At 59.3% G+C, this 23,160-nt stretch carries 26 protein-coding genes and 2 tRNA genes; 19 read left to right on the top strand and 9 right to left on the bottom strand.

Annotated elements, in window-relative coordinates:
• Positions 1–7: 7 nt before the first annotated feature.
• Complete coding sequence (locus tag DQ397_RS15515; protein WP_043211728.1) at positions 8–1,165, bottom strand: nitrogen regulation protein NR(II); 1,158 nt, start codon at positions 1,163–1,165, stop codon at positions 8–10.
• Positions 1,166–1,380: 215 nt separating this feature from the next.
• Between DQ397_RS15515 and DQ397_RS15510 the strand changes: the two genes are divergently transcribed.
• The 3 genes from DQ397_RS15510 to DQ397_RS15500 all read left to right on the top strand — a co-directional run bounded on the left by DQ397_RS15510 (position 1,381) and on the right by DQ397_RS15500 (position 2,300).
• Positions 1,381–1,593, top strand: a complete 213-nt coding sequence (locus tag DQ397_RS15510; RefSeq protein WP_052352467.1) for a hypothetical protein — start codon at positions 1,381–1,383, stop codon at positions 1,591–1,593.
• Between the two features lie 107 nt (positions 1,594–1,700).
• Positions 1,701–1,785, top strand: a tRNA-Leu gene (locus DQ397_RS15505).
• Between the two features lie 101 nt (positions 1,786–1,886).
• Complete coding sequence (locus DQ397_RS15500) at positions 1,887–2,300, top strand: DoxX family protein (protein WP_043211726.1); 414 nt, start codon at positions 1,887–1,889, stop codon at positions 2,298–2,300.
• 24 nt (positions 2,301–2,324) lie between these two features.
• On the opposite strand, the gene DQ397_RS15495 is transcribed toward DQ397_RS15500, so the two are convergent.
• Complete coding sequence (locus DQ397_RS15495; protein ID WP_043211724.1) at positions 2,325–2,513, bottom strand: hypothetical protein; 189 nt, start codon at positions 2,511–2,513, stop codon at positions 2,325–2,327.
• Positions 2,514–2,763: 250 nt separating this feature from the next.
• Here DQ397_RS15495 and DQ397_RS15490 point away from each other — a divergent pair, with 250 nt between their 5' ends.
• Together DQ397_RS15490 and DQ397_RS15485 are read left to right on the top strand one after the other, a co-directional pair.
• Positions 2,764–3,438 (top strand): polysaccharide lyase family 7 protein, encoded by a 675-nt coding sequence (locus tag DQ397_RS15490; protein WP_043211721.1) that lies wholly within the window; start codon positions 2,764–2,766, stop codon positions 3,436–3,438.
• A 304-nt stretch (positions 3,439–3,742) separates the two neighbouring features.
• Positions 3,743–4,333, top strand: coding sequence for a hypothetical protein (locus DQ397_RS15485; protein WP_139205749.1), 591 nt, complete (start codon positions 3,743–3,745; stop codon positions 4,331–4,333).
• Positions 4,334–4,541: 208 nt separating this feature from the next.
• Here DQ397_RS15485 and DQ397_RS15480 read toward each other — a convergent pair whose 3' ends face one another.
• Complete coding sequence (locus tag DQ397_RS15480) at positions 4,542–4,871, bottom strand: hypothetical protein (RefSeq protein WP_070575557.1); 330 nt, start codon at positions 4,869–4,871, stop codon at positions 4,542–4,544.
• An 860-nt stretch (positions 4,872–5,731) separates the two neighbouring features.
• Between DQ397_RS15480 and DQ397_RS24760 the strand changes: the two genes are divergently transcribed.
• Positions 5,732–6,709, top strand: coding sequence for a fimbrial protein (locus DQ397_RS24760; protein ID WP_080642106.1), 978 nt, complete (start codon positions 5,732–5,734; stop codon positions 6,707–6,709).
• 416 nt (positions 6,710–7,125) lie between these two features.
• Here DQ397_RS24760 and DQ397_RS15465 read toward each other — a convergent pair.
• Both DQ397_RS15465 and sohB read right to left on the bottom strand, forming a co-directional pair.
• Positions 7,126–7,199 (bottom strand) — tRNA-Cys (locus DQ397_RS15465).
• Between the two features lie 153 nt (positions 7,200–7,352).
• Entirely contained in the window at positions 7,353–8,372 is a 1,020-nt protein-coding gene (gene sohB / locus DQ397_RS15460; protein ID WP_043211716.1) for a protease SohB, read from the bottom strand.
• A gap of 195 nt (positions 8,373–8,567) precedes the next feature.
• Here sohB and DQ397_RS15455 point away from each other — a divergent pair, with 195 nt between their 5' ends.
• From DQ397_RS15455 to DQ397_RS15430, 6 genes are all read left to right on the top strand, one after another.
• On the top strand, positions 8,568–9,278 hold the full coding sequence (locus DQ397_RS15455) for a histidine phosphatase family protein (protein WP_043211714.1): 711 nt from the start codon (positions 8,568–8,570) through the stop codon (positions 9,276–9,278).
• A gap of 55 nt (positions 9,279–9,333) precedes the next feature.
• Entirely contained in the window at positions 9,334–9,651 is a 318-nt protein-coding gene (locus DQ397_RS15450) for an SCP2 sterol-binding domain-containing protein (protein ID WP_043211712.1), read from the top strand.
• A gap of 197 nt (positions 9,652–9,848) precedes the next feature.
• Positions 9,849–10,916 carry a phosphotransferase family protein gene (locus DQ397_RS15445; protein WP_043211709.1) on the top strand — a complete coding sequence of 356 codons (1,068 nt, stop codon included), beginning with the start codon at positions 9,849–9,851 and terminating at the stop codon, positions 10,914–10,916.
• Positions 10,917–10,934: 18 nt separating this feature from the next.
• Positions 10,935–11,702, top strand: a complete 768-nt coding sequence (locus DQ397_RS15440; protein ID WP_043211707.1) for an SDR family oxidoreductase — start codon at positions 10,935–10,937, stop codon at positions 11,700–11,702.
• Positions 11,703–11,834: 132 nt separating this feature from the next.
• On the top strand, positions 11,835–12,908 hold the full coding sequence (locus DQ397_RS15435) for a helix-turn-helix transcriptional regulator (protein ID WP_043211706.1): 1,074 nt from the start codon (positions 11,835–11,837) through the stop codon (positions 12,906–12,908).
• 15 nt (positions 12,909–12,923) lie between these two features.
• On the top strand, positions 12,924–13,622 hold the full coding sequence (locus DQ397_RS15430) for a YoaK family protein (protein ID WP_043211703.1): 699 nt from the start codon (positions 12,924–12,926) through the stop codon (positions 13,620–13,622).
• A gap of 1 nt (position 13,623) precedes the next feature.
• On the opposite strand, the gene DQ397_RS15425 is transcribed toward DQ397_RS15430, so the two are convergent.
• Positions 13,624–13,974 (bottom strand): hypothetical protein, encoded by a 351-nt coding sequence (locus DQ397_RS15425; protein WP_043211700.1) that lies wholly within the window; start codon positions 13,972–13,974, stop codon positions 13,624–13,626.
• A 116-nt stretch (positions 13,975–14,090) separates the two neighbouring features.
• Here DQ397_RS15425 and DQ397_RS15420 point away from each other — a divergent pair, with 116 nt between their 5' ends.
• From DQ397_RS15420 to DQ397_RS15400, 5 genes are all read left to right on the top strand, one after another.
• Positions 14,091–14,381, top strand: coding sequence for an RcnB family protein (locus DQ397_RS15420; protein ID WP_043211697.1), 291 nt, complete (start codon positions 14,091–14,093; stop codon positions 14,379–14,381).
• Positions 14,382–14,544: 163 nt separating this feature from the next.
• Entirely contained in the window at positions 14,545–14,763 is a 219-nt protein-coding gene (locus tag DQ397_RS15415) for a hypothetical protein (protein ID WP_232092072.1), read from the top strand.
• Positions 14,764–14,842: 79 nt separating this feature from the next.
• The gene (locus DQ397_RS15410; RefSeq protein WP_043211693.1) at positions 14,843–15,235 is read left to right on the top strand and encodes a glycine zipper domain-containing protein; all 393 of its coding nucleotides are present in this window, start codon (positions 14,843–14,845) and stop codon (positions 15,233–15,235) included.
• 141 nt (positions 15,236–15,376) lie between these two features.
• Positions 15,377–17,206, top strand: a complete 1,830-nt coding sequence (locus DQ397_RS15405) for an SLC13 family permease (protein WP_043211691.1) — start codon at positions 15,377–15,379, stop codon at positions 17,204–17,206.
• A gap of 161 nt (positions 17,207–17,367) precedes the next feature.
• Positions 17,368–18,777, top strand: coding sequence for a GGDEF domain-containing protein (locus tag DQ397_RS15400; RefSeq protein WP_043211689.1), 1,410 nt, complete (start codon positions 17,368–17,370; stop codon positions 18,775–18,777).
• A 1-nt stretch (position 18,778) separates the two neighbouring features.
• Here the strand turns inward: DQ397_RS15400 and DQ397_RS15395 are convergent, their stop codons facing one another.
• Positions 18,779–19,540 carry a TSUP family transporter gene (locus DQ397_RS15395; protein WP_043211686.1) on the bottom strand — a complete coding sequence of 254 codons (762 nt, stop codon included), beginning with the start codon at positions 19,538–19,540 and terminating at the stop codon, positions 18,779–18,781.
• Positions 19,541–19,639: 99 nt separating this feature from the next.
• Here DQ397_RS15395 and DQ397_RS15390 point away from each other — a divergent pair, with 99 nt between their 5' ends.
• Positions 19,640–20,545 (top strand): LysR family transcriptional regulator, encoded by a 906-nt coding sequence (locus tag DQ397_RS15390; protein WP_043211684.1) that lies wholly within the window; start codon positions 19,640–19,642, stop codon positions 20,543–20,545.
• Positions 20,546–21,091: 546 nt separating this feature from the next.
• On the opposite strand, the gene DQ397_RS15385 is transcribed toward DQ397_RS15390, so the two are convergent.
• On the bottom strand, positions 21,092–21,583 hold the full coding sequence (locus DQ397_RS15385) for a GNAT family N-acetyltransferase (RefSeq protein ID WP_043211682.1): 492 nt from the start codon (positions 21,581–21,583) through the stop codon (positions 21,092–21,094).
• A 515-nt stretch (positions 21,584–22,098) separates the two neighbouring features.
• Between DQ397_RS15385 and DQ397_RS24545 the strand changes: the two genes are divergently transcribed.
• Positions 22,099–22,275 carry a hypothetical protein gene (locus tag DQ397_RS24545; RefSeq protein ID WP_167358086.1) on the top strand — a complete coding sequence of 59 codons (177 nt, stop codon included), beginning with the start codon at positions 22,099–22,101 and terminating at the stop codon, positions 22,273–22,275.
• Positions 22,276–22,349: 74 nt separating this feature from the next.
• On the opposite strand, the gene DQ397_RS15380 is transcribed toward DQ397_RS24545, so the two are convergent.
• A complete protein-coding gene (locus tag DQ397_RS15380; protein ID WP_372240770.1) occupies positions 22,350–23,069 on the bottom strand; it encodes a hypothetical protein in 720 nt (239 codons plus the stop codon).
• Positions 23,070–23,160 lie beyond the last annotated feature (91 nt).

The following is a 23,160-nucleotide window of genomic DNA, read 5'->3' as shown; positions in this document are numbered from 1 at the left end:
TGGTTACTCATTGAGACCCAGGGTCGGTGACGTCCGGGCATGCGGGCAGGTACAGACTCATGCAGGTACCCTCGCCTAACCGGCTGTCCACGCAGATAGCACCGTTGCACTGCCTGGCAAAGCCATAGACCTGGCTCAGTCCCAGACCAGTGCCCCGGCCGAAGGGCTTGGTGGTGAAAAAAGGCTCGAAGATTCGCGGCAGCACCTTCGGATCGATGCCTTGGCCTGTGTCCTGCACATCGAACCGCACAAAACGTCCTCGCAGCCCCTCCACCTCGCCGGACAGCTCGACACAGGTGACGGCAAGACGAATGCGTCCCTCGCCGTCAATGGCATCACGGGCATTGAGCAACAGGTTGAGCAAGACCATCTGCAGTTGCCCCGCGTCCGCTTCAATCGATGGCAGGTCCGGCTGCAGGTATTCCTCAAGCACGATGCCTTGGGTCAGTCCATGCTGCAGAAGACCACGCGTGGCCTCGATCAGTTCAGCGGGGGCGATACGCGCCGCGGTCAATTGGCGATGACGGGCGAACGTCAGCAGTTGCCGGGTCAATTGCGTGCCCCGTTCCCCGGCATCGACAACGTGTTCAAGCAGCCGGCGGATACGCTGCAAATCATCGCTACTCATGGCGAGCCGGGCGGCCCCGAGAATGATGGTCAACAGGTTGTTGAAGTCATGGGCCAGGCCACCGGTGAGTTGCCCCAGGGCCTCGAGTTTCTGGGCTTGGAATAGCTGGGCGCGGATGGCATCCAATTGCAGGGCCGACTCACGTCGGTCGGTGATGTCCCGGGTAACTTTGGCCAGTCCGATGACCTGCCCCGTTTCGTCCCTTACCACATCCAGTGCTGCCAGGGCCCAGAATTGCGTGCCGTCCTTGCGCACGCGCCAGCCTTCATCCTGCGCCACACCCTGTTCCAAAGCCTGGTGCAACAAATGCTCCGGACGGCCTTCGGCCCGGTCCTGGTCGGTGAAGAACAGCGAAAAATGCTGGCCGATCACTTCCTCGGCACGGTAGCCCTTGATACGTTCGGCGCCTGGGTTCCAGGACACCACCGTGCCCGACAGGTCGAGCATATAGATGGCATAGTCCACCACCGATTGAACCAGCTGCTCATAACGGTTGGGCGGCATTTGCGGCTGATCGGAACGCTCATTGGAAACCATGCAGACTCCGCAGGCACTACCAGGGCCATCCACTGAGCGTAGTCAAAAGACCGGCACCCATGTAAGCCACAGACAAGCCTGGACGCGTCATGGTTCCCGTTCGGCCAGCAAAGAGTTGCAACGCGTTGGGCCTGAGCACGGACTTGCAAGGCTCAATGACAGCAAGATAGCCCTTGGCCTATAGTGCTCCGGCCTTTGCAAAGCCAGGAACGAAGATGCTCGTCAATTTGCGCATGCAGCGCCTGCAAGATGATCTCCAACGCACCGCCAACGAATTGGAAGTTGTCTGCCGCGGGCTTTCCGGACACGCCCGATACCTTCGCCATCGTGTGCACGGTCACGATGCCCAGGCAATGGATAGCCATACCCAGGGCCTGAAATCCTCTGCCTGCACGCTGCGTCAGATCGCCCACGCATTAACCCCCTGAAACGGCAGGTGCGGTTGACTTGTCTATAACGGTGGGTTATAAAGCGCGCTTGATTGTCAGGCCCTTCTGCCTTGAAGCGCGCCGGTCGTGACGACCCTTTCAAGCGTGCGAGTGTGGTGGAATTGGTATACACAGCAGACTTAAAATCTGTCGGCGTGAGCCTTGCGGGTTCGAGTCCCGCCACTCGCACCATCTCCTTCTGAAAAGGCGCCCTTGCGGCGCCTTTTTCATGCCCAGCAGAACGTGTACCGACTGCTACAGTGGAACATGTCCCCGCTCACTGGAATGCCACCATGCGCTACTCCCTCTTCGATGGTCAACGCGACATCATCATCCTGCTCGCCCGTGTATTGCTGATGATCCTTTTCATCCTGTCCGGTTGGAGCAAACTGACCGGCTTTGAAGGCACGGTCAATTACATGAGCTCCCTCGGAGCCCCTGCGCCCATGCTCGCGGCGGCCATTGCAGTGATCATGGAGTTCGCCGTTGGCATCCTGCTGATCCTGGGCTTCTATACGCGCCCGCTGGCCTTCCTGTTCGCGTTGTTCGTTCTGGGCACTGCATTGATCGGGCATCCATACTGGAACATGGTCGACCCGGAGCGCAGCGCCAACATGACCCAGTTCCTTAAAAACATGAGCATCGTCGGCGGGCTGTTGCTACTGGCGGTGAGCGGCGCAGGACGCTTCTCCCTGGACCGTCGCTGACGGCCACAACACTGGCACGACGACTCAATCGTCGATGTCGTCGTGCCAGGCGGGATGCTCCTCGTCATCGAAGTCATCCCGAAGCTCTTCATCTTCCTCGGCTTCGTCCAGCACTCCATGAGCGTCGGCTTCCGGATCGACATCCTCCTCCAGAAACTCGTGGTCGAGCAGATGATCGTGCTCGGGTTCGTGCAGGTCGTCTTCGTCGTGCATGGCTGGGCTCCCAAGGTCAAAACAGGCCTGTATAGGCCGATCAACAGTCGCGGTCAATTGTTGACAGCTTAACGCTGGCTTAACCGCTCAACCGCTAGTCTCCAATCTCTCCCTTCAAACGTTCTTGCCCGCCACCTTGGCGGGCTTTTTTTGCCCATTCGGTCTCCCGGCGCAATCTTTGTGGGAACCATATGCCCTGCTTCGATGCTCGCAACTATGTGGACCTGTGTTTTCATCAAGGAGAACCCGCATGACTGTGAACATCGACAACCTGATCATCACCACGCCTGCCCCTAAATCAGAAACCAACCCCGTGGCCCTGGAAGTCACCGGTGCCGTTGCCCTGGCTACGTTGAGTGAGTTTGTCGCGCGATTGCCCGATGGTTCCATTCGCCTGAACGCCCCTACCAAGGGCGCGGCCAGCAAAAGCACACACCGTACCCGTTGCGAATGGAAGGAACCTGTCTATTGGGGCTTGGGCAGCGCCGCTACCCACCGTAACCACCAAACGTTCACGCTGCAGAAGGTCAACTCGTTACAAAAAGTGGTGATTTCACAACTGCACGTAAAGGACGATGACAGCCCACCCATCAAAGTGTTCTGGAACAAAGGCAAGCTCACTTACGGCTTTCGCTCCGAATTCAACCAGGCAACCGCACCCACGACCACCCTTCTGACCGAGGTGCCGCTGGGAACACCGTTCGAGATCATCATCGAAGTTTCATCCAGCGGCGTAGTCATCCTCAGCGCAACCTGCAATGGCCGTACAGGCCGCTCTCCAGCACTTCAGTTGGCGAGCACATGGAACGCAAGGAACTTTAACTTCCACGGCGGCGTGTACAACCAGATTGACTTTACCGACTCAACGCCCGTTGAAGACGGCTCGGTTTGCGTGATCAGTCGCCTTGAACTGACCCATTTTTGAGAGTCATCGACAGTCTGTGAACAGGCGCTTCACGAATTTCTGACAATCGACTGGGCACACTGAGACTGCTTCGTACGTTCTTTCAACCCGCCTTCCTGGCGGGTTTTCTTTTTCTGATCCATCGCGCGACCACGCCTAAAACGTGACCTACGTCACACCCTTTCGCTTCGTATGGAACTTTTCAGAAACGTTTTGCTCCTTTTCCGCAGGGCACCTGCGAAGCAGGCCTATTGACAGCATTGAATGTGCTGTGCATGTGGGTAATCTACACCCCTTGTTGAATCTTCTTCGAAGAATGGACTCCATGAAGCCTCTACCTCTTTTAACTGTTTCGGCGGGCCTGCTCGCCATGCTTCCTCTGTGGACGAACGCACAGCAGAACAGCCCTGCATGGGAACTGGAGCCGACCTCGTTTCTGGGTATCGATCTTCAGGGCGACTTCCTCAATCAAGTTGCTCCCTGCCCCGCCGATGTTGCCAGGCCAGACAAACCCTGCCGGGTCGCTACCGCCGACCCGAACCGCTTCGAGGTCCGAGGCTTGCCATACCTGCCCATTTCCCCAGGCTACGAGCTGGTCGCCACGTTGGCAGGTGGCCGGGTGCAGGAACTGGTCTTCAGTGGCAATGCCAATAGCTTGAATCTGGTAACGGACCTGCTGACCGAGCAATTCGGCCAACCCACAAAGCAGGATAGCCATTGGATCAAGATGACTTCCGGGGCCTCCTATTTGGCCGAAGTGCTTTCGTGGCAAGGCGAAAAAGTGTCGATCAATTTCCAGCGTCAGGAAAAAGACCTCGGCAAATATGCGGTGACCTTCTCCACCCTGCCCACAAAGGTGGTCAGCACCGACGAGACACCAGCCGACGCGCCCACAACTGACGTATCCAAACTATGAACCCGATGCCGTGACATCGCCATATGGGTGGCGAGGGTGGTGCGCGTTAGTAGCCATCAATGCATTGGTAACCACTGGGGAGTCTGTCACACCCTTGTCACGCAACGTGATCATTATCGATCGAGCCAAAGGGACTTGGCCCCGTCTACAGAAACCCCGGCGCAGTGCCGGGGTTTTGCATTGGTGCACAATGCTGTGACTTGGGGCATCAATCCAGACACTCTCGTGCCGCTGTGCGCAGCTTATCGGTCGACAGGAAACTGCCTTTGTAGAACGTTGCGCGGCTTCCCTCATGGTACTTGACGATCTCAAGCACATCATCGGAAGTCACTGCGCTGGGCGCTGTGATGCGGTAACCATTGGAGATGGATTTTTGAGTGGTGAGCGGCGCCATGGCCTGCCATTTTGGCAGAACGCATGCTGCGTATGCCTCGGGGGTTTTGCTGGTTAGCTTGGTGCCAGTTGGCTGACCTGGCGATGCGCACCCAGCCAGCGTAACGAGCACGGCAGAACAAACGAGGACAGGAAGTCGATACATTTACGATAGATCCCTAGTGACTAAGGGATTCTAGCAATCAACATCGAAAGGACACCAATCCACGAAGGTAGCACAGCACGACTAGCGGATTTCCAAGGGGATGGTTTGAACGCGCACTTTCACGATTTCTTCACAAAGCTGACTGTAAAGTCAACTTTGTTCATGTTGGGACATTCAGCCCGCTCCGGCGGGCCTTTTTTCTAGCATTCCGTCACCCACTGGCCCTACAATCCTACGCAGTTGAAGGATCAGCACCCGTCACAGAGAGCCCGCCATGGAGCGGGCTTTTTGTTGCCTTACGATCAGCTGACAGGTCTAGATCATCTGAAGGCGATACCGACCAGCCTCAGTGGCCACATCCTCCCCTTCATCACTAATCAAATAACCTCCACACATCATCTCCGTAGTGGAGAATCAGACTAACCCGCACCTGGTAGAGCTTCGCCTGCTCCGGATCCAACATCTCAATCTCTCCGATTCGGTAGCGCCGAACGCGGCCAGGGCCGCATCCAACTCTCGGGAGCGCCTTCCATTCGACGCCCCGAGCACATTACAACGCGGCATGCAGCACGCAGGTAACGGCACCGTAGATAGATGAGCAAGCCACGGGCGACACACAGTAGCGGCTTTATCAGAATTGTCTGATTAAGCTGAGGGCGGACACAGCATAACTTAGACGATTCATTCATCGAGCCAATATACAACGCTTAATAACCAAGCAAACTTTGTAACCTGCTACGCCGCCTAGAGTACGCCATACAACCTAGCTCATCAGCCCAGCGCTGGAGAACGCTTTACCTTCGCTTAAAAACCGAGCACCTAGCATTTAATTGAAAACACCCTGAGAGGTTTGGCAAATAATGAAGTCCCTCAGACTCTTGGCCACTTGGGCCTTACTAATAATTTCACCACCGTCTTCATTTGCAGCCTGCAACTTTTTTGAAGGGCACTCGCAAAAACAAATATCGATAAGTATTCCTTCAAGCCTATCCATCCCCAGGGACGCAGCAAACAACACCATTATCTATGAGTCCCCACCGCAAACCTTCTATGGAAACGCCTCATACACATGCTCCACTACATTCACAACAGGAATAAAAAACAATGTAGGAAGCGATTCCGCAACGACATCCTATTTCCCGATTGGTAATACAGGACTGTCCTGGCAATGGATATACCAAGGCTCACCCTATATAGGATTCGGCGGCGGAAGCACTAGGAATCCGGGCGGATATGGATTCAACACCACAACAAATGCCCTACGCATAATTAAAACAGGCAGTATATCACCAGGCGCAACCATACCGGCCGGAACCCTGGGTTTTATTCAGGTCGAGTCAGCAACTGTAAGGCCCCTGGCAATGATTACTGATAAAAGCTCATCCATCATACTCCAATCATGCGAGACACCGAACATTGCTGTAGATATGGGCGAACACAATCTAAGCACTTTCTCGAGCAACGGAAACTCCACCCCGCCCAAAAAATTTTATATAAAACTCAATAATTGCCCAAGCGGGATCCAGAAAGTCAACTACAGCTTATCCGCCACTGCAGATTCCCCGGCGGTGAATAGCGCACTCGGCATTATAAAGCTAAATAACAGCTCTACCGCCAAAGGCATTGCCCTTCAATTACTAGACGATCACTACACCCCCATACAACTAGACACAACCTATGTGTTTAACGAATATTCAAGCGACGGCGGAAGCTTTTCCTTACCTTTGAATGCAAAATATATCCGTACACTACCGAATGCTGATGCTGGTCAATATGATAAAGGGATGAGCGCCGGCTCCGCCAACAGCGAGGTCACATTCATTATGAACTACTTGTGATCACTGCCTGGGACGAAACACCAACAGCAAACATCACGCCAAGGGCTGAGCAGTTGCTCGGGGTTCTACGGCTTAAGCGTCAGACTTCGGGCACATAAAGACATCCTAGTTCCCGCCCTCGTGCATCAACCAAGGGGAGCGCCATGGACTTTTGCGACCTACAAGCCGCGCTGTTAGTGCGTCGCAATCAGAAAAAGGCTCGCGACTTCTATGCGGCAGACGAAATCTGGAACAAGGCTTCCATGCGCCCGGAGTACCTGGCTGGCCAGCACACCCGTCGATACGTTGAAGCGTCGGGCCATTGCCAAACCTTCAAATGAGGAGGTTTGGGACTGGTGTGATTTTTCTAGGGCTTCGATATTTTTTGCGCGCAAATAAAAACCCCGCAGACGTTAATCTGCGGGGCTTTTGAATGGTGGAGGCCGAGGTCGGAATCGAACCGGCGTAGACGGATTTGCAATCCGGAGCATAACCACTTTGCTACTCGGCCTCAAAGTTCGGATTTAGCTGCTTTCGCGTCGCTATCTCCTTGAAACTTCAGCGCTTTTTAAAGCTTGCTGCGTTTCGATGGACGCCATTATGTCTACATTCGTTGATCCTTGCAACCCCCTGATTAGAAAAAATATTCAAGGGGCTCAAGGTGTTAGCGCAGGCGGCTCAGTTTACTCCAGAGACCGACCAATGTGTTCTCTACGGTACCGCTGGCCGCCACGCCGATTCGCTCCTGCAAGCTCTTGCGCTCGGCAAAGCGCAAGTGGAACAGATTCGCTTCACGGGCGCGCTCGCTCAGGTATTCATCACTGGTGCGCAGCTCATCGACCAGTTTTCGGTTCAGCGCGGCGACACCCAGCCAGACTTCGCCTGTGGCGACCTCATCGATGTGCAACTGAGGGCGGTAGCGGGAGACGAAATCCTTGAACAGCTGATGCGTTATATCCAAGTCTTCCTGGAACTTCTCCCTGCCCTTTTCAGTGTTCTCGCCGAACACCGTCAACGTGCGCTTGTACTCGCCGGCGGTGAGCACCTCAAAATCGATATCGTGCTTCTTCAACAGGCGATTGACGTTGGGCAGCTGAGCCACCACGCCGATCGAACCGAGCACGGCAAAGGGGGCGCTGACGATCTTTTCGCCGATGCAGGCCATCATGTAGCCGCCGCTGGCGGCAACCTTGTCGATGCACACGGTGAGCGGAATGCCGGCCTGACGGATGCGCGCCAGCTGCGACGCAGCCAGACCATAGCTGTGCACCAGACCACCACCACTCTCAAGACGCAACACGACCTCGTCACGGGGGGTGGCAAGGCTCAGCAGCGCGGTGATTTCGTTGCGCAGGCTTTCGGTGGCGGATGCTTTGATGTCCCCATCGAAATCGAGGACATACACACGGCTTTTCTCTTCGGCCTTACTCTTCTTTTGCTGTTTTTCCGTCTTGGCTTGTTGCTTGCGTAGCGCCTTGAGCTGGGCCTTGTCGAACACGCCTGCTTCGAGGCGTTCGCGCAACTCCTTGTAGAACTCATTGAGACGGGTGACCTGCAAATGCCCGCCCGATTTACGCCGCCCCTTGCCCCGCAAGCCGGCAATGGCCGACAAGACCACCAGGATGGCGATCACCAGGGTGGCGGTTTTGGCGAGAAAGCTTGCGTATTCGGCAAGAAACTCCACATTGACTCCTTGATAGACCAGCGCCTGAAGGCGCGAACTGCATCAAGCATACCGTTGCGTCACAGGCGCTGCCAGCTGGGGAAAACGCTGGCAACATAGTTCAAACAACCTTTTCAAACGCTTGTATGTTTTTTCGTTGACAGCCTGTCTGTCGCATCCTAACCTCGCAGCAACTCCCTTGGACCGGACCTCTCCGTGGGCAATATCTACCTGATCCGACATGGCCAAGCCTCCTTCGGTGCCGATGACTACGACGTCCTCTCACCCGTCGGCGCACGCCAGAGCCACGCGTTGGGAGAGCATCTTGCCCAGCTCGGTCTGCGTCTGGATCGGTGCCTGGCCGGCGACCTGCGCCGCCAGCAAGACACTGCGCGCCTTACGCTTGAGGCCATGCAGGCCGAAGGCTGCTCGACGCCGGCCATTGAGACCGACGCGGCGTTCAACGAGTTCGATGCCGATGGCGTTATCCGTGCATTGCTTCCCGACCTGCTGCCGCAAGAGCCCGACGCGCTGCATATCCTGCGCAACGGCACGACCCATCGCAGCGAGTTCCAGCGCCTGTTCGCGCTGATGGTGCAACGCTGGCACGATGGCGAACACCAAAGCGATGGCCTGGAGACGTGGCAGGCGTTCACTGCCCGAGTCCAGGGCGGCCTTGCTCGAGTGCTCCAAAGCGCAAGCCGAGGCGACAACATTGCCATCTTTACGTCCGGCGGAACCATCGCCGCTTTGCTCCACCTGGTTACTCGGATCACGCCCGGCCAAGCCTTCGCGCTGAACTGGCAGATCATCAACACGTCGCTCAGCCACCTGAAATTTCGGGGCAACGACGTGACACTGGCTTCCTTCAACAGCCAAGCCCACGTGCAGCTGTTGAGGACGCCGGAGCTTGTCACCTATCGATGAGCCCGGCCTGTTGTCCCCGCCGGGGACGTGAATATCACTCTATAAGGAATGCGCCATGACCTCCGTAGCTGATGCCGTCAAGAAGATGCAAGAGAAGTTCAACCCATCCGCTGCCGCCGGCCTGGACCTGGTGTTCGGTTTCAACATCACCGACGAAGACAAGCACTATGCACTCATCGTCAAGGACGGTACCTGCAACCTGCAGGAAGGCGAAAACCCGGACGCCAACTGCACCCTGGTCATGGACAGTGAAACCCTCAAAGGCATCGTCAGCGGTGACACCGATGGCATGCAGGCCTTCATGAGCGGCAAGCTGCGCGTCGAAGGCGACATGATGCTGTCGATGAAACTCAGCGAGCTGTTCCCCGCCTGAGTGGCTCGAGCGATTGCCGATGAAAAACCGAGGCCAACTGGCTTCGGTTTTTTTTTGCCGGCGGCCATGCAAGGCCCATCAAGATGAGTGATTGAGCGGCAACACCCTTGCCTATAAGCCCCTTGGTACGCTTGTGCCAGTGACGTAGCGAAATTAGATTAGCCAATAGTTATTGCGCTGGAAAATAAGGAAAACGCATGACGCTCACCGATCAATCCACCCAGGTACGCCCCGGCGAAGAGCTCGACGCGGCCGTCATCGATCCCTATCTGAAAGCTCATATCGCAGGCTTGCAGGGTAAGCCCTCGATCAGCCAGTTCCCTGGCGGCGCGTCGAATCTCACCTATTTGCTCGCCTACCCGGATCGAGAGTTTGTCCTGCGTCGTCCGCCGTTCGGCCACAAGGCCAAGTCCGCCCATGACATGGGGCGGGAGTTCCGCATCCTCAACCAGCTCAACGATGGCTTCCCGTACTGCCCCAAAGCTTATGTGCACTGCACAGACGAGTCGCTGATAGGCGCTGAGTTCTACGTCATGGAGCGGGTCAAGGGCGTCATCCTGCGTTCGGACATTCCGCCTTCGCTGGGCCTGGATGCCAGCCGCACAGAGGCGCTGTGCAAAAGTTTCATCGATCGCCTGGTGGAATTGCACCAGGTCGACTACACCGCATGCGGCCTGGCCGACCTGGGCAAGCCAGAAGGGTATGTGCAGCGTCAGATCGAAGGCTGGACCAGCCGCTACGAAAAAGCCCTGACCCCGGATGCCCCGCTATGGAAACAGGTGATCGCCTGGCTGCACGACAAGATGCCCGCCGATCATCCACGTCCAGGCATCGTGCATAACGACTACCGCTTCGACAACGTCATCCTCGATGCCGAGAACCCCATGCGCATCATTGGTGTACTGGACTGGGAGATGACCACCCTGGGCGATCCGTTGATGGACTTGGGCAACAGCCTGGCCTACTGGATCGAGGCCAACGACCCACCACCGGTGCAACTGATGCGGCGTCAGCCGAGCAATGCCCCTGGGATGCTGACCCGTCGCCAGTTCGTCGATTACTACGCAGAACGCGCCGGTATCCACCTGGACAATTTCGATTACTACTATTGCTACGGCCTGTTCCGTCTGGCCGGAATCGTCCAGCAGATCTACTACCGCTTCCACCATGGCCAGACCCAGGACAAACGCTTTGCCCAGTTCATCCACATGAACCGGCTGCTGGAACACATGGCCCTGCAAGTGATCGATAAGTCCTCACTCTGATAACAAGGAAAATCCGGCATGTCCAAGACCACGCTGTTCGACCTCGACGGCAAAATCGCCTTCGTCTCCGGCGCCAGCCGCGGCATCGGTGAGGCCATCGCCCATCTGCTAGCCCAGCAAGGCGCCCATGTGATCGTCTCGAGCCGCAGGCTCGAGGGCTGCCAAGCGGTCGCCGACGCCATCACCGCCGCTGGCGGCAAGGCCACTGCCATGGCTTGCCACATCGGTGAAATGGAGCAGATCCAGCAGGTGTTCGCCAGTATCCGTGAACAGTTCGGACGCCTGGACATCCTGGTCAACAATGCGGCCACCAATCCGCAGTTTTGCAATGTGCTGGACACCGACCTCGGCGCCTTCCAGAAAACCGTGGATGTGAATATTCGCGGATATTTCTTCATGTCGGTGGAGGCCGGCAAGCTGATGCGTGAACACGGCGGTGGCAGCATCATCAACGTCGCCTCGATCAATGGCGTATCGCCCGGATTGTTCCAAGGCATCTATTCGGTGACCAAGGCCGCAGTCATCAACATGACCAAGGTGTTCGCCAAGGAGTGTGCGCAGTTCGGCATTCGTTGCAACGCATTGCTGCCAGGCTTGACCGATACCAAGTTCGCCTCGGCATTGGTCAAGAACGACGCCATCCGCAATGCCGCCTTGCAGCAAATCCCCCTCAAGCGCGTGGCCGATCCCGGCGAAATGGCCGGCGCGGTGCTGTACCTGGCCAGCGACGCCTCCAGTTACACCACCGGCACTGCACTCAACGTGGACGGCGGTTTTCTTTCCTGACCAGAGCTTGAGCGCCTGCCCTGTACCTCAGCGGCAGGCGCCCTTCAGCTCGAACGCACGCTTGCACCTCGTCAACTTCAAGTTGACAGCTCAGGTATACTCGCAGCTCGCGCTTCTGCCAGGACCCTGAACATGACGGAAAACAGCTTCGCCTTTCGCCTCAAGGAACTGCTCGAACACCACAAACTGACGCTACAGGCTGTAGGCACTGCGTTGGGCATCTCTCGCACAGCCGTGCACAAGTGGACCCGGGGCGGCGAGATCGACTACGACAACCTGCGTAAGCTGGCGGACTTCCTCAACGTCAATTGGATCTGGCTGCGCTATGGCGAAGAAGCGCTGCAAAGCGTGCAGCACGCCGAGGTGGTGGAGCTGCCGATGACCGATCTACGCCGACGCTACACCGCCGAAATCATGGAAAGCGAGACGCGTATGAAGCTGGCCCAGGAGGGCGCGCGAATTGTCACCTGGGAGTGGAACCTGGTCAGCGATGAGGTGACCTATTCACCCAACGTCGAGGCCGTGTATGGCTGGCCCGTGCGGCGCAACGAGGACTTCTGGGCCCATGTGGCGCCCGAAGACGCCCAGCAGATGCATGCCATGTACACCCGCGCGGTGGCTACCGGCACTCCATGCGAGTGCGATTTTCGCATTACCCGCCCGGATGGCAGCCAACGCTGGATCGCGTCGCGCGCCACCGTGCTGCAGGACAGCGCCGGGCGCTCGGTGAAGATGGTCGGCATCAGCATGGACGACACCGAGCGCAAAGTCGCCGAGGCGGAACTGCGCCAGAGCGAGGAGCGCTTTCGCACCATTTTCGAGCTGGCCTGGGGCGCCTTGGCCTACATCGGCCCTGATGGCAGCTGGCAGCGGGTCAACAGCTCCTTCTGCGAAATGCTCGGCTACAGCGAGCAGGAGCTATATGGCATGACCTTCCAGCAGCTCACGCACCCCGACGATCTGCCAGACAACCTGGTGCTCCTCGAACGTATGCTGGCAGGCGAAATCAACCGCTACGAAGTGGAAAAGCGCGTGCGCCACAAGGAAGGCCACTACCTCTGGGTGCGCGCACGCACTTCGCTGCAGCGACACGCCGACGGCCGACCAGAGCATCTGATCAGTGTGTTCGAAGACATCACAGCCGAACGCGACGAGCACGAACGCCTGCAAGCCCATATCGCCGGGTTGCAAGCCCGCCTGAACTGAACCGGAGAAACGACGATGCTACCAGGAAGCCAATCGGCTAATGGTCACTGCCATCGACACGTGCAGCGCCGCGGCGCGGTGGGCCTTTATTTCGTCGCCGGCTTGTCCGTGCTGGCCGGCATGACCGATGCGATCGGATTCATGGCCACAGGCGATTTCGTTTCGTTCATGAGTGGCAACACCACACGCCTGGCGGTGTCGCTGGGCAGCGCCGAGCTGGGCCCGGTGCTGCGCCTGGTGCTGGTGATCGGTGCGTTCGTTCTGGGCAACGCCTTGGGCGTGGTCGTTGCAGCAATGACAGGCCGTCGTCCCTGGCCTTTGCTGAGCCTGATCGCCACTTTGCTGGCCCTGGCCGGCCTGATGCCCGAGCTACTTCAACTGCCCGCCTTGCTGGCGGCAGTCATGGCCATGGGCATGATCAATGCGGTGGTGGAGGAAGTGAACGGCCTGCCCATCGGCCTGACCTATGTCACCGGTGCCCTGTCGCGCTTCGGGCGTGGGCTGGGCCGCACCCTGCTCGGCCAGCGCAAGCTGGGTTGGCGGGTGCAGTTGATCCCCTGGTGTGGCATGCTCCTGGGCGCCATCGCGGGCGTCCTGCTCGAACAGCAATTCGACCGCTTAGCCCTGCTCGCCAGCGCCCTGCTGGCAGCCTTGCTGGGCCTGGCTTCGCTGAAAATCCCTAGGCGCTGGCAGCTTCGCTACATGCCCCGTTGAATCATAGGCAGGTCGCTGCCGCGGCGCGGCGGCGCAGGGCCATGGTGTCGTTGTTCTGCGCGTAGTAATCCACACGAGTGCCGCCAGATTGCGGATAGATATCGGCGAACGACTCGGCTTCGCGGGTATAGACCGTGAAACCACCTTGCTTGCGTGACTCCAGATAACCGCTGGCATCGACCCCGAACGCCGCTTCTTCCTGCCAGCTGAACTGAATGCATTGGGCGACGATCTCCGGCGCCTTGTGCGAGTCGAGTTGCGCGGTCGGCGCGTTGCCACGTGCAGCTTCCATGGTGGCTGAGGCGCAACCGACCAACACCAGAGCGGCGACCATCGGCACGAGTGCTCGCATTTTTCCATCCTCGAGACAAAAAAGAACGCGACTCTAGCATTGCAGTGACGGCAAATGAATTATCCCGCGCAGGCGAGGGTCGCAGATAGGGCATGTCCTGTTTTCAAGGAGCCCCCATGAAGCCATTGCTCTATGTTCTAGCTTTCACTGTCGCCCTCCCCCTGGCCGCCTCAGCAGCGGATACGAACGAACAGAGCGTCACCGCCCCGCACAGCCAACGCGAACTTAAAGTGGGCGATAAAGCCCCGGATCAGTACAAGCGCGACGACTTGGTTATCCACGATTGGCAGGCCAAGGGCCTGCAGCCTCCGGAAAAGGAAAGTCACTGGGTACGCCTGGCTGACCACTACGTACTGGTGCAGACCACCAATGGGGTGATTCTCGCCATCGAGCCCGCCTCGAACTAGCAAGGCGCGGACAGGCCGGCCGCCAAGCGCGGCCGGATCAAAATACGTCCGACATGCCACTCATCGCTGGAGCGGCAGATTTTTGCGCGCCCAAGAAACCAAATCGAGCGCTTCCGGTCTCAGGAGGTACCCCGTAAATCTTTGCGGATCAAGGACCTATATCGTGATGAAGCGCATTGCGAGTTTTGCGTTGATTGCCACCGTGCTCACCCTCAGTGGCTGCTACCACCACTACCACGACGATGATGATGGCTGGCGGGATCGTGACCGGGACCATCGCTACTACCGTGACCGTGATGATGACGGCTATCGCTATCGAGACCGCGACCGCCGTGATCGCTACCACCGTTATCGCGACCGCGACGACGATGACGACGACTGATACTGCAACGCCTTTTTTCCCCTGACCCGCCGCCCGTGCCGCGGCACCTTACCCTGATGATTCGTTTGAGGTTCACATCATGCGTCTGACTCTGCCTTCCCTTGCCCTCGGCCTGCTGCTCTGCCAGGGCGCATTTGCCGGCGACGGCACCGCTGCCATCGGCGGCGGCCTGGGTGGCGCCCTTGGTAACATTGTTGGCCAACAGATCGGCGGCGGTACCGGTGCCGCCATCGGCGCAGGCCTGGGCGGCGCTGCCGGCAGTGCGGTTGGCGCACGCAAGGGCAATCGTACCGAAGCCGCTATTGGCGGTGGCCTGGGTTCGGCGGGCGGCTCGATCCTGGGCCGCGCGGTCGGCGGTTCCACCGGTTCGACCATTGGCGCGGGCCTGGGTGGCGCAGCAGGTGGCGCGTTGGGCAATCACATGGGTGACAACGACGGCGGCCACAGGCATCACCGTCGTCACCGCCACTGATTGCCGCTACACCTGAGGGGCTGCTTGCAGCCCCTTCTTGTCGCCAAACATTGCAACATATCAACACCACCTTCACTGCACGGTGCCACACTCGGCGCTACTCTCTACCGTGCCCCTTGAGTGAAGGAACACCCCCTCCCCATGAACCATGAGCTGCTCTGGGTCCTCTGCCTGCTGGCCATCGTCGTCACACTTTTCGTCATCAACCGCCCGCGCATGGATGTGGTCGCCCTGCTAGTGATCCTGGCCCTGCCGCTTTCGGGAATCCTCACCATCGAACAGGCGCTGGCAGGCTTCAGCGACCCCAACGTGGTGCTGATCGCAGCGCTGTTCGTGATCGGCGAAGGCCTGGTACGCACAGGCATTGCCTACCGCATCGGTGAATGGATGAGCGAACGGGCCGGCAACAGCGAGGCACGCCTGCTGGTATTGCTGATGATTGCAGTGGCCGGCCTGGGCTCGGTCATGAGTTCGACGGGAGTGGTGGCGATCTTCATCCCCGTGGTGCTGAGCATCGCTGCGCGCCTTAGCCTGTCGCCCAGTCGGCTGATGATGCCGCTGAGCTTCGCCGGCCTGATCAGTGGCATGCTCAGCCTGGTGGCCACACCGCCCAACGTGGTCGTGCACAGCGAACTGGTGCGTCATGGCAGCGCGGGTTTCAGTTTCTTCAGTTTCACCCCGTTCGGCTTGGTGGTGCTGGTGCTCGGCATCGGCTACATGCTGTTCGCCCGCCGCTGGCTCAATGGCGAGGTGCGCAAGGATGGCCGGGTGGAAACCCGCCGCACCCTCCTTGACCTGGTGCTCGACTACAAACTCAACGGCCGCGAGCGCCGTCTGCGCATCCGCGCTCACTCTCCGCTGATCGGGCACACCTTGGGCGAGCTGGAGCTGCGCACCCGCCACGGCGCCAACGTGATCGGCATCGAGCGCCAGCACAAGTTCACCACCCGGGTGATGGTCGCCGATTCGAGCACGGTGCTGCACCAAGGTGACGTGCTGCTACTCGACCTGTTCGCCAATCGCGATGACTTGCGCAGCCTGTGCCAGACCATGCAACTTGAGCCCTTGCACTTCAAGGCTGCCTATTTCATCGACCAGTCCCAGGACCTGGGCATGGCCGAAGTTTCCCTGCCGCCCGGGTCGCAATTGCTCGGCAAGAGCATCCTGGAGCTGGCCTTCCGTAGCCGCTTTGGGCTGAATGTCGTAGGCCTGCGCCGTGAGCAGACCGCCATTGATGAGCAACTGGTGGAAGAGAAACTGCGCCTGGGCGACACCCTGCTGGTGGTCGGTCCTTGGAAGGCCATACGCCAGCTGCAAAGCCAGCCCAAGGACTTTCTGGTCTTGAGCCTGCCTGCGGAAATCGATCAAGTGGCTCCGGCCCGGACCCGAGCCCCCTTTGCACTGATCAGCCTGATGGTGATGGTCGGCTTGATGGTCAGCGGCATGGTGCCCAACGTCGTTGCCGCGCTGATCGGTTGCGTGCTGATGGGTGCCGGACGCTGCATCGACATGGACAGCGCTTATCGCGCCATCCACTGGCAAAGCCTGGTGCTGATCGTGGGCATGCTGCCCTTCGCCCTGGCCCTGCAGAAAACGGGTGGCATCGACCTGGCGGTGAGCGGCCTGGTCAGCCTGCTCGGTGATGCGGGGCCTTACGCTATCCTCGGCTGCCTGTTCGCCGTCACCGCGCTGATCGGTTTGTTCATTTCCAATACCGCCACGGCGGTGCTGATGGCACCGGTTGCTATCAGCACTGCACAGCAGCTAGGCATGTCGCCCTACCCGTTCGCCATGACCGTCGCCCTGGCGGCCTCGGCGGCGTTCATGACGCCAGTGTCCTCGCCGGTCAACACACTGGTCTTGGGGCCAGGCCAATACCGCTTCGGCGACTTCGTCAAGGTTGGGGTGCCGTTCACGATGGTGGTGATGCTGGTGACTGTTTTCATGGTGCCGTGGTTTTTTGGTCTGTAGCCGGCGTCAATAAGTCGACGAAAATGGCCGCTGCCACATAGAAAGCCGTCCAGACACCAGCTAATTGACATCCCTCCATTCAGGAAACACACTGACGCCTCATTACCCCAGGTGCTTACAGGCGTTTTCCTGGATTCCGTCTCCGCTAGCCGGTCGAGCCCATGGTGTTCCCAGCCCCGTCGCGCCTGCTTCCTCTTCTTGCCTTGTTCGGCTTGTCCCTCGCCCTGACGCTGGGCGGTATCCTGGCCCGACCGATCGAATCCCTGTCGCTGTTCTGGCCCGTCAATGCGGTGCTTGCCGGCGTGCTGCTGCGCTATCCACGGCAGGCCACCTTCGCAGGGTTCGGCCTGGTCTGGCTGGCCATGGTCACCGCCGACCTCGCCACCGGCAGCGCCTGGAAGCCTGCGTTGTGGTTCAACCTATGCAATCTGGGGGTGATCATCACCCTCTGGCGGGTGTTGTCGCATTTGCCGCGGGTGCATCGCCGCATGCGCACGCCGGAAGGCGTGCTGCGTGTATTCGGCGCCAGCGCCGCCGGAGCCGTCGTCGCGGCGAGCATGGCGTGTGTAGTGGCCGCTCCTTGGTTCCAGGAATCGCTCAAGGCCACTTGGCTGGCCTGGTTCAGCGAACAGTTCTCGACCAATGTGCTGGTGTTGCCGATGCTACTCACCGCACCGAACCTACGCTCCTTGACTCGAGGCGGTGGCCAGGCGATTCGTCTGATGCCGCTGCTGATCCTGCTAGGCTCCCTGGCACTGAGCATCGCTTTCGGCGGGCCAGGCGCCATCGCCTTCCCCATCGCCGCCTTGTTGTGGTGCGCCTGGACATACTCGTCATTCATGGTGTCGCTGCTGACCTTCACCACCGGCACTACGCTGATCGTCGCCGTGGCGCTGAGCCTCATGCATTTCAGTCTCCCGCAGAGCATGCCTGGGGTGAACACACTGATGTCGGCGCGCCTGGGCATCGCCATGCTCGTGCTCGGTCCGCTGGTGGTGGCCTGCGTCAGCAATGCCAACCGCAGTCTGCTGGCACGCCTGGCGCACCAAGCCACCATCGACCATCTCACCGGCGCCCTGACCCGCAGCGCCTTCACCCGTCGTGCCAACGCCCTGCTCGAGAGCCGTCAGCAGCATGCCCAAGCGATGCCCCTGACCTTGATGATGCTGGATATCGATCACTTCAAGAACATCAACGACCAATACGGCCATGCCGTAGGCGACCAGGTGCTGCGTCAGTTCTCCCATACCATTCAGGACCAATTGCACGAAGGCGAGCTGTTCGCCCGCCTCGGGGGCGAAGAGTTCGTGATCATCGTTGCAGGGCTTGCGCCGGAGCAGGCCACATTCACTGCCGAGCGTCTGCGTCGCGCCGTGCAGGACTTGCGCGTGGTGGTGCTCGACCGCCGCCTGCAGATCACCGTCAGCATCGGCCTGGCGGGTTGCCGCGCCCAGCAGTTGGCGCCCAACCTCGACAGCTTGCTGGCACAGGCTGACCAGGCGCTCTACCGTGCCAAGGCCGCGGGCCGCAATCGCATCGTACAGGCCGAGGCGCAGCGCCAGGTCGTCTGACTCAAACCGCCAGCAAGTCCCAGGACAACTTGGCAATCAGCACGCACAACAGCACCAGGAACAGTCCGCGAACGAACCCCGCCCCCTTGCGCACCGCAAGCCAAGTGCCCGTCAGCGCCCCCAGAATGTTGAAGGCCGCCATCGGCAATGCGATGGCCCAAAGTACATTTCCAGATGGGATGAAAAACACCAGTGCGGCCAGGTTGGTGGCGATGTTCACAAGCTTGGCTGACGCCGAGGCATGGAGAAAATCCAAGGCGAAGAAGCGAATGAACAGGAAGATCAGAAAGCTTCCGGTGCCCGGCCCGAACAGACCATCGTAGAAGCCGATCACGCCACCGATCAGCACCGCCAGGCACTGCTCCTTGCGACCGATTCGGGCGGGTTTGTGCAGGGTGCCGAAGTCCTTCTTGCAGAAGGTGTAGATGGCCATCAGCACGATCAGCACCAGCACCGCCGGGCGCATCACGCTGGGTGGCACCAGCGAAACCGTGGCGGCGCCGGCGAACGACATGACGAAGGCACTGGCAGCGGCTGGCACGATCAGGCCCCAGTCCAGATGCACCTTGCGCAGGAACGAACGAGCCGCGAACGAGGTGCCACAGACCGAGGCCAGTTTGTTGCTGCCCAGCAGCGCGGCCGGTTGCGCGTTCGGCAGTACGTTGAACAGCGCCGGAATCTGGATCAACCCGCCACCGCCAACAGCGGCATCGATCAGCCCGGCGGCGAAGGCGAACAACGAAAGCAGCGCGATATCCATCATGGGGCAGGTTCCGGAACGGAAAGCAGAGCCCCAAGGCTAACCAAATGGTGGCGCTTATGTTGAAATGCGACGTTGCGAAAACTGCAATCAGGAGCGTCCATGGCATTGGACATGTTGCGAGAAATCCAGGCCTTCGTCACCGTCGCCCACAAGCGCAGCTTCGTTGCCGCCGCCCGTGCCCTGGGGCGCTCGCCAAGCGCCGTCACCCGCGCCGTGCAGGCGCTGGAAGACAATGCCGGGGCCAAGCTGCTCAATCGTAGCGCCAGTACCGTGACCCTCACCGAGGCCGGTGAACGCCTGCTACCTCATGCCGAGCGCTTGCTGGATGTGCAACGGGATGCCGTCGACGAGCTGGCGGCGCTGAGCGGCTCATCCCAAGGCTGGATTCGCTTCGCCGCGCCCGAGCTGCTCAGCCAACAGCTATTGCCCGCGGTGCTCGCTTCATTCTCCCAGCAATATCCGCAGGTCACCCTGGACGTGCAGTTCAGCGACCAGGCCCTCGATCCGCTGCAGGGCAAGTTCGACTTCGTCATCCGGGGCGCCTTTCCGCAGTCCAGCGAGCTGATCGGTTATCCCCTTTGGTCCTATCGGCGCTACCTGTACGCCAGCCCCGATTACCTGGCCCGCCACGGCATGCCCGAGCATCCTGAGGCATTGCATGGGCACGCCCTGATCCTGCATACCGCGCCGCGCGTGCTCAAGGCCTGGCACTTCTATCGCGATGGGCAGATCAGCAGCCTGCGCCCACATCCGCGGCTGCGTCTGAGTGCTGGGGGGGCGATCCTGCAAAGCGCGTTAGCCGGTGCGGGAATCGCCCGCCTGGCTGATTGGGTGGCCGAGCCAATGGTGCATGCCGGGCGCCTGGTTCGCGTCTGCACCGACTACCGCCTGACTTCGAGCAGCGGCCAGGATCCGCAGATGCATGCGCTGTATCCCGCAGGGGAACTGCCCGTGCGGGTGCGCGAGCTATTGCAATGGGTGCGCCGCGCCTATCCTCAGCACTAGGTCAGTGAGCGTACGCATGCGCATAGCCCCTTACCGACAGCGCTGCTCAAATTCTGTTCAATTTAACAGAGCCCGCCGCCGGCTTGGGTTGCAGCGATTTATCCACAGACCTACCCACGTTTTTTGTGGACAGATTTCTCAACGCCGAGAATGACTTATCGTACGCACGACAACGCCGCAGGGCATCGCCCTGCAGCGTCTGGAAGCGGGTCATGCCCAAGAGAATAAGCCCGCCTATTGACGCGGCGGGCCGGCGCGAACGTATCAGCTTGGCGGAATGGTGCCTAACAGGCCGACCAGGATTGTCAGCAACAGGAATCCACCCAGGAAAAGTGCGAGCTTGCCCATCGGAACCTCTATAGATAATGGCGAAACGGCGAGGCTGGCCGGTGCTGTTGCAGAGCAGCGCAGCTTGCCCAGCGCACGCCGGTTCGGAAGGCTGGGCTTGATGGGTATTGTCTGATCCAGGCTGATACGGTTACAGATTCAGGTTCGTGGAAAAAAAGCATATCAGATGGGGCCGCAGACCCAGTCGCAGAGCAAACGTCACAAAGCCATGACCATCTCGTGCCAAGCCATCCCGCCATGGTCGGAGGCCGAAGGCTGCACATAGCGGTAGCCCATTTTTTCGTACAGCCCCACGTGGCGGTCCTTGCACATCAAGTGGATGGTGGCCTTGCCGCGCTGACGCATCTGATCGACGAAATGGCTCATGAGCAGGCCAGCGAACCCTCGCCCCTGAAAGGCAGGATCGACCACTACCGACATGATCACTACGTTCGGCGCCTGGGCGTCATGGCCGACCAATTCCTTGAAGGACTCGTCGGACATCACCACGTCAAAGGCACAACCACTGTTGATGAACCCGATCACCACCCCCTCGAGTTCCAGCACCAGGAACCCTTCCGGGTACTGAGCGATGCGCGTGGCGATCTTCTCGCGGGTGGCGGCCTCGTCACCTTCGTAGGCGCTGATCTCGATCTGATAGCAACGATCCACATCCTTGGATGTGGCCTGGCGCAAATGCGGGGTACTCATGGGGGCAATATCCGAAATACAAAAACGGAACGACATGCTAGCGCAAGTCTGTGCGCACACCGAATGAGGAATGCCAGCATTCACCCGTAAGTTCTGCCCAATGAAGCAGCTACCCAGCGCGGCAGGCTTTCACCTGCTCTGCGTCCAGCGCTCAGAACCGGGATCGACGGCAGCCGTGGCCACGTGATCTCTGGAGCGACAGGCCATGCGCGACGCGTGATTTCGAGCCCCATTTGCAACATAACTTTTCAGTGGATCGACACTGGCCATGCGCGCCTGAGCGCGACACTGAGCGGACTGGAGCCCGTGCAACCCCCATGAACATTGAGTGGTAAGCCGTAGGCGGTACATCACCTGAAACACTCCTGCCACCTTTCCTGTAGGAGGGTTCCTATGTGCTAGTAGCTTCCAGACTACGAGCTTGGCCGCTGCTGTATGAAACATCAGTTTCACCTGTTTGAACGAGCTGATACGGTCGCGGCCTCCTACCCCAGCATGGAATGCACGAGAGCGACATGGACCCCTATCGAACCTCCGCCCTGGCCCTGCAGAAGACGCTTCTCAACCTGCGCCAACAGCGTGACCTGCTCAAATCCCAAGGCCGCGACCAGGAAGCCGACAAGCTCGCCAGAACCATCGCCGGCATAGAGGCGACACTGCGCGAGATACCGGACACCCCTACCCTGCAGTAACACCTGATGCCAAAACCGCCTGGTTTCGCGGGCCAGGCGGCAGGCAGCTCTGAGGCAATCGCACCGGTGCGGGGTCAAAACGAATGGTTGAGCAGCAGCCCGCCGCCTGAATCAGGGCTCGCGTCGGAAAAGCCTTTCAGCGCATACAGCTGGACCTTCCAACCCTCGCTGAGTTTTTGGGTCAGAAACAGGGTGAGCTCCTGGATCTCATCGCCGTCTGATGACACTTTCTGTCGCCAGTCGTACACCGCCCCTATCGATGTGGCTGTTGCGATTCGGCTGAGCAGGCCGATGGAAGTGAAAACCGGATCATGGAAATCCGAGCCGGCAGGATCGCCGAACTTCTTCCAACCCAATGTGGCGAAGCCATTCACCGCACCGAATGCCCGAACCAGATCCACCTGGGCGGAATAATCGGTCTTGCCGGTGCCCAGGCAATGGTCTTCATCGGCGGTGGGCAGCTTTATCTTTCCAACCAGATCCACAAGCAGATTACCGCCGTCGCGGCCATCGAGCAGTGCGTAATCGGCACTGGCCACCGTATCGCCGAGCCCGCTCTCGACGCGCCCACAGTCGTCACCCGCCAGCGGTTCACCACCCGGCCCTACCGCAGGATTGGTGATGCGTAGATAGGGAATGGTCAACTTGTAGATCATCGGACCGGTTTCGTACTTGCCAATGACCGGGACATACCAGGTCTCGCTGGTGGCCGCCGTGCCGTAGTGCCCCCGCGAGTAATCCATCCCCGTGGACAAGGTCACTTCATCGGCCAGGGCTGGCCAGGCCAGGGCCATCAGGCAGGGAAACAACCCACGCATCGAAATCATGCCTACCTCGTTGCGATCAGGACATTACATCAGGTGCGGTACAGCCTGGTCTGGATGC

It is taken from the genome of Pseudomonas sp. CK-NBRI-02 (assembly GCF_008124495.1).
GTDB classification, from domain to species: domain Bacteria; phylum Pseudomonadota; class Gammaproteobacteria; order Pseudomonadales; family Pseudomonadaceae; genus Aquipseudomonas; species Aquipseudomonas guariconensis.
This window is presented reverse-complemented; position numbering and strand designations above follow the sequence as displayed.

Coding starts and splice junctions, on each gene's coding strand:
- DQ397_RS15515 (WP_043211728.1), bottom strand. CDS start 1,165: ATGGTTTCCAATGAGCGTTCCGATCAGCCGCAAATGCCGCCCAACCGT.
- DQ397_RS15510 (WP_052352467.1), top strand. CDS start 1,381: ATGCTCGTCAATTTGCGCATGCAGCGCCTGCAAGATGATCTCCAACGC.
- DQ397_RS15500 (WP_043211726.1), top strand. CDS start 1,887: ATGCGCTACTCCCTCTTCGATGGTCAACGCGACATCATCATCCTGCTC.
- DQ397_RS15495 (WP_043211724.1), bottom strand. CDS start 2,513: ATGCACGACGAAGACGACCTGCACGAACCCGAGCACGATCATCTGCTC.
- DQ397_RS15490 (WP_043211721.1), top strand. CDS start 2,764: ATGACTGTGAACATCGACAACCTGATCATCACCACGCCTGCCCCTAAA.
- DQ397_RS15485 (WP_139205749.1), top strand. CDS start 3,743: ATGAAGCCTCTACCTCTTTTAACTGTTTCGGCGGGCCTGCTCGCCATG.
- DQ397_RS15480 (WP_070575557.1), bottom strand. CDS start 4,871: ATGTATCGACTTCCTGTCCTCGTTTGTTCTGCCGTGCTCGTTACGCTG.
- DQ397_RS24760 (WP_080642106.1), top strand. CDS start 5,732: ATGAAGTCCCTCAGACTCTTGGCCACTTGGGCCTTACTAATAATTTCA.
- DQ397_RS15450 (WP_043211712.1), top strand. CDS start 9,334: ATGACCTCCGTAGCTGATGCCGTCAAGAAGATGCAAGAGAAGTTCAAC.
- DQ397_RS15445 (WP_043211709.1), top strand. CDS start 9,849: ATGACGCTCACCGATCAATCCACCCAGGTACGCCCCGGCGAAGAGCTC.
- DQ397_RS15440 (WP_043211707.1), top strand. CDS start 10,935: ATGTCCAAGACCACGCTGTTCGACCTCGACGGCAAAATCGCCTTCGTC.
- DQ397_RS15435 (WP_043211706.1), top strand. CDS start 11,835: ATGACGGAAAACAGCTTCGCCTTTCGCCTCAAGGAACTGCTCGAACAC.
- DQ397_RS15430 (WP_043211703.1), top strand. CDS start 12,924: ATGCTACCAGGAAGCCAATCGGCTAATGGTCACTGCCATCGACACGTG.
- DQ397_RS15425 (WP_043211700.1), bottom strand. CDS start 13,974: ATGCGAGCACTCGTGCCGATGGTCGCCGCTCTGGTGTTGGTCGGTTGC.
- DQ397_RS15420 (WP_043211697.1), top strand. CDS start 14,091: ATGAAGCCATTGCTCTATGTTCTAGCTTTCACTGTCGCCCTCCCCCTG.
- DQ397_RS15410 (WP_043211693.1), top strand. CDS start 14,843: ATGCGTCTGACTCTGCCTTCCCTTGCCCTCGGCCTGCTGCTCTGCCAG.
- DQ397_RS15405 (WP_043211691.1), top strand. CDS start 15,377: ATGAACCATGAGCTGCTCTGGGTCCTCTGCCTGCTGGCCATCGTCGTC.
- DQ397_RS15400 (WP_043211689.1), top strand. CDS start 17,368: ATGGTGTTCCCAGCCCCGTCGCGCCTGCTTCCTCTTCTTGCCTTGTTC.
- DQ397_RS15395 (WP_043211686.1), bottom strand. CDS start 19,540: ATGATGGATATCGCGCTGCTTTCGTTGTTCGCCTTCGCCGCCGGGCTG.
- DQ397_RS15390 (WP_043211684.1), top strand. CDS start 19,640: ATGGCATTGGACATGTTGCGAGAAATCCAGGCCTTCGTCACCGTCGCC.
- DQ397_RS15385 (WP_043211682.1), bottom strand. CDS start 21,583: ATGAGTACCCCGCATTTGCGCCAGGCCACATCCAAGGATGTGGATCGT.
- DQ397_RS24545 (WP_167358086.1), top strand. CDS start 22,099: ATGGACCCCTATCGAACCTCCGCCCTGGCCCTGCAGAAGACGCTTCTC.
- DQ397_RS15380 (WP_372240770.1), bottom strand. CDS start 23,069: ATGGCCCTGGCCTGGCCAGCCCTGGCCGATGAAGTGACCTTGTCCACG.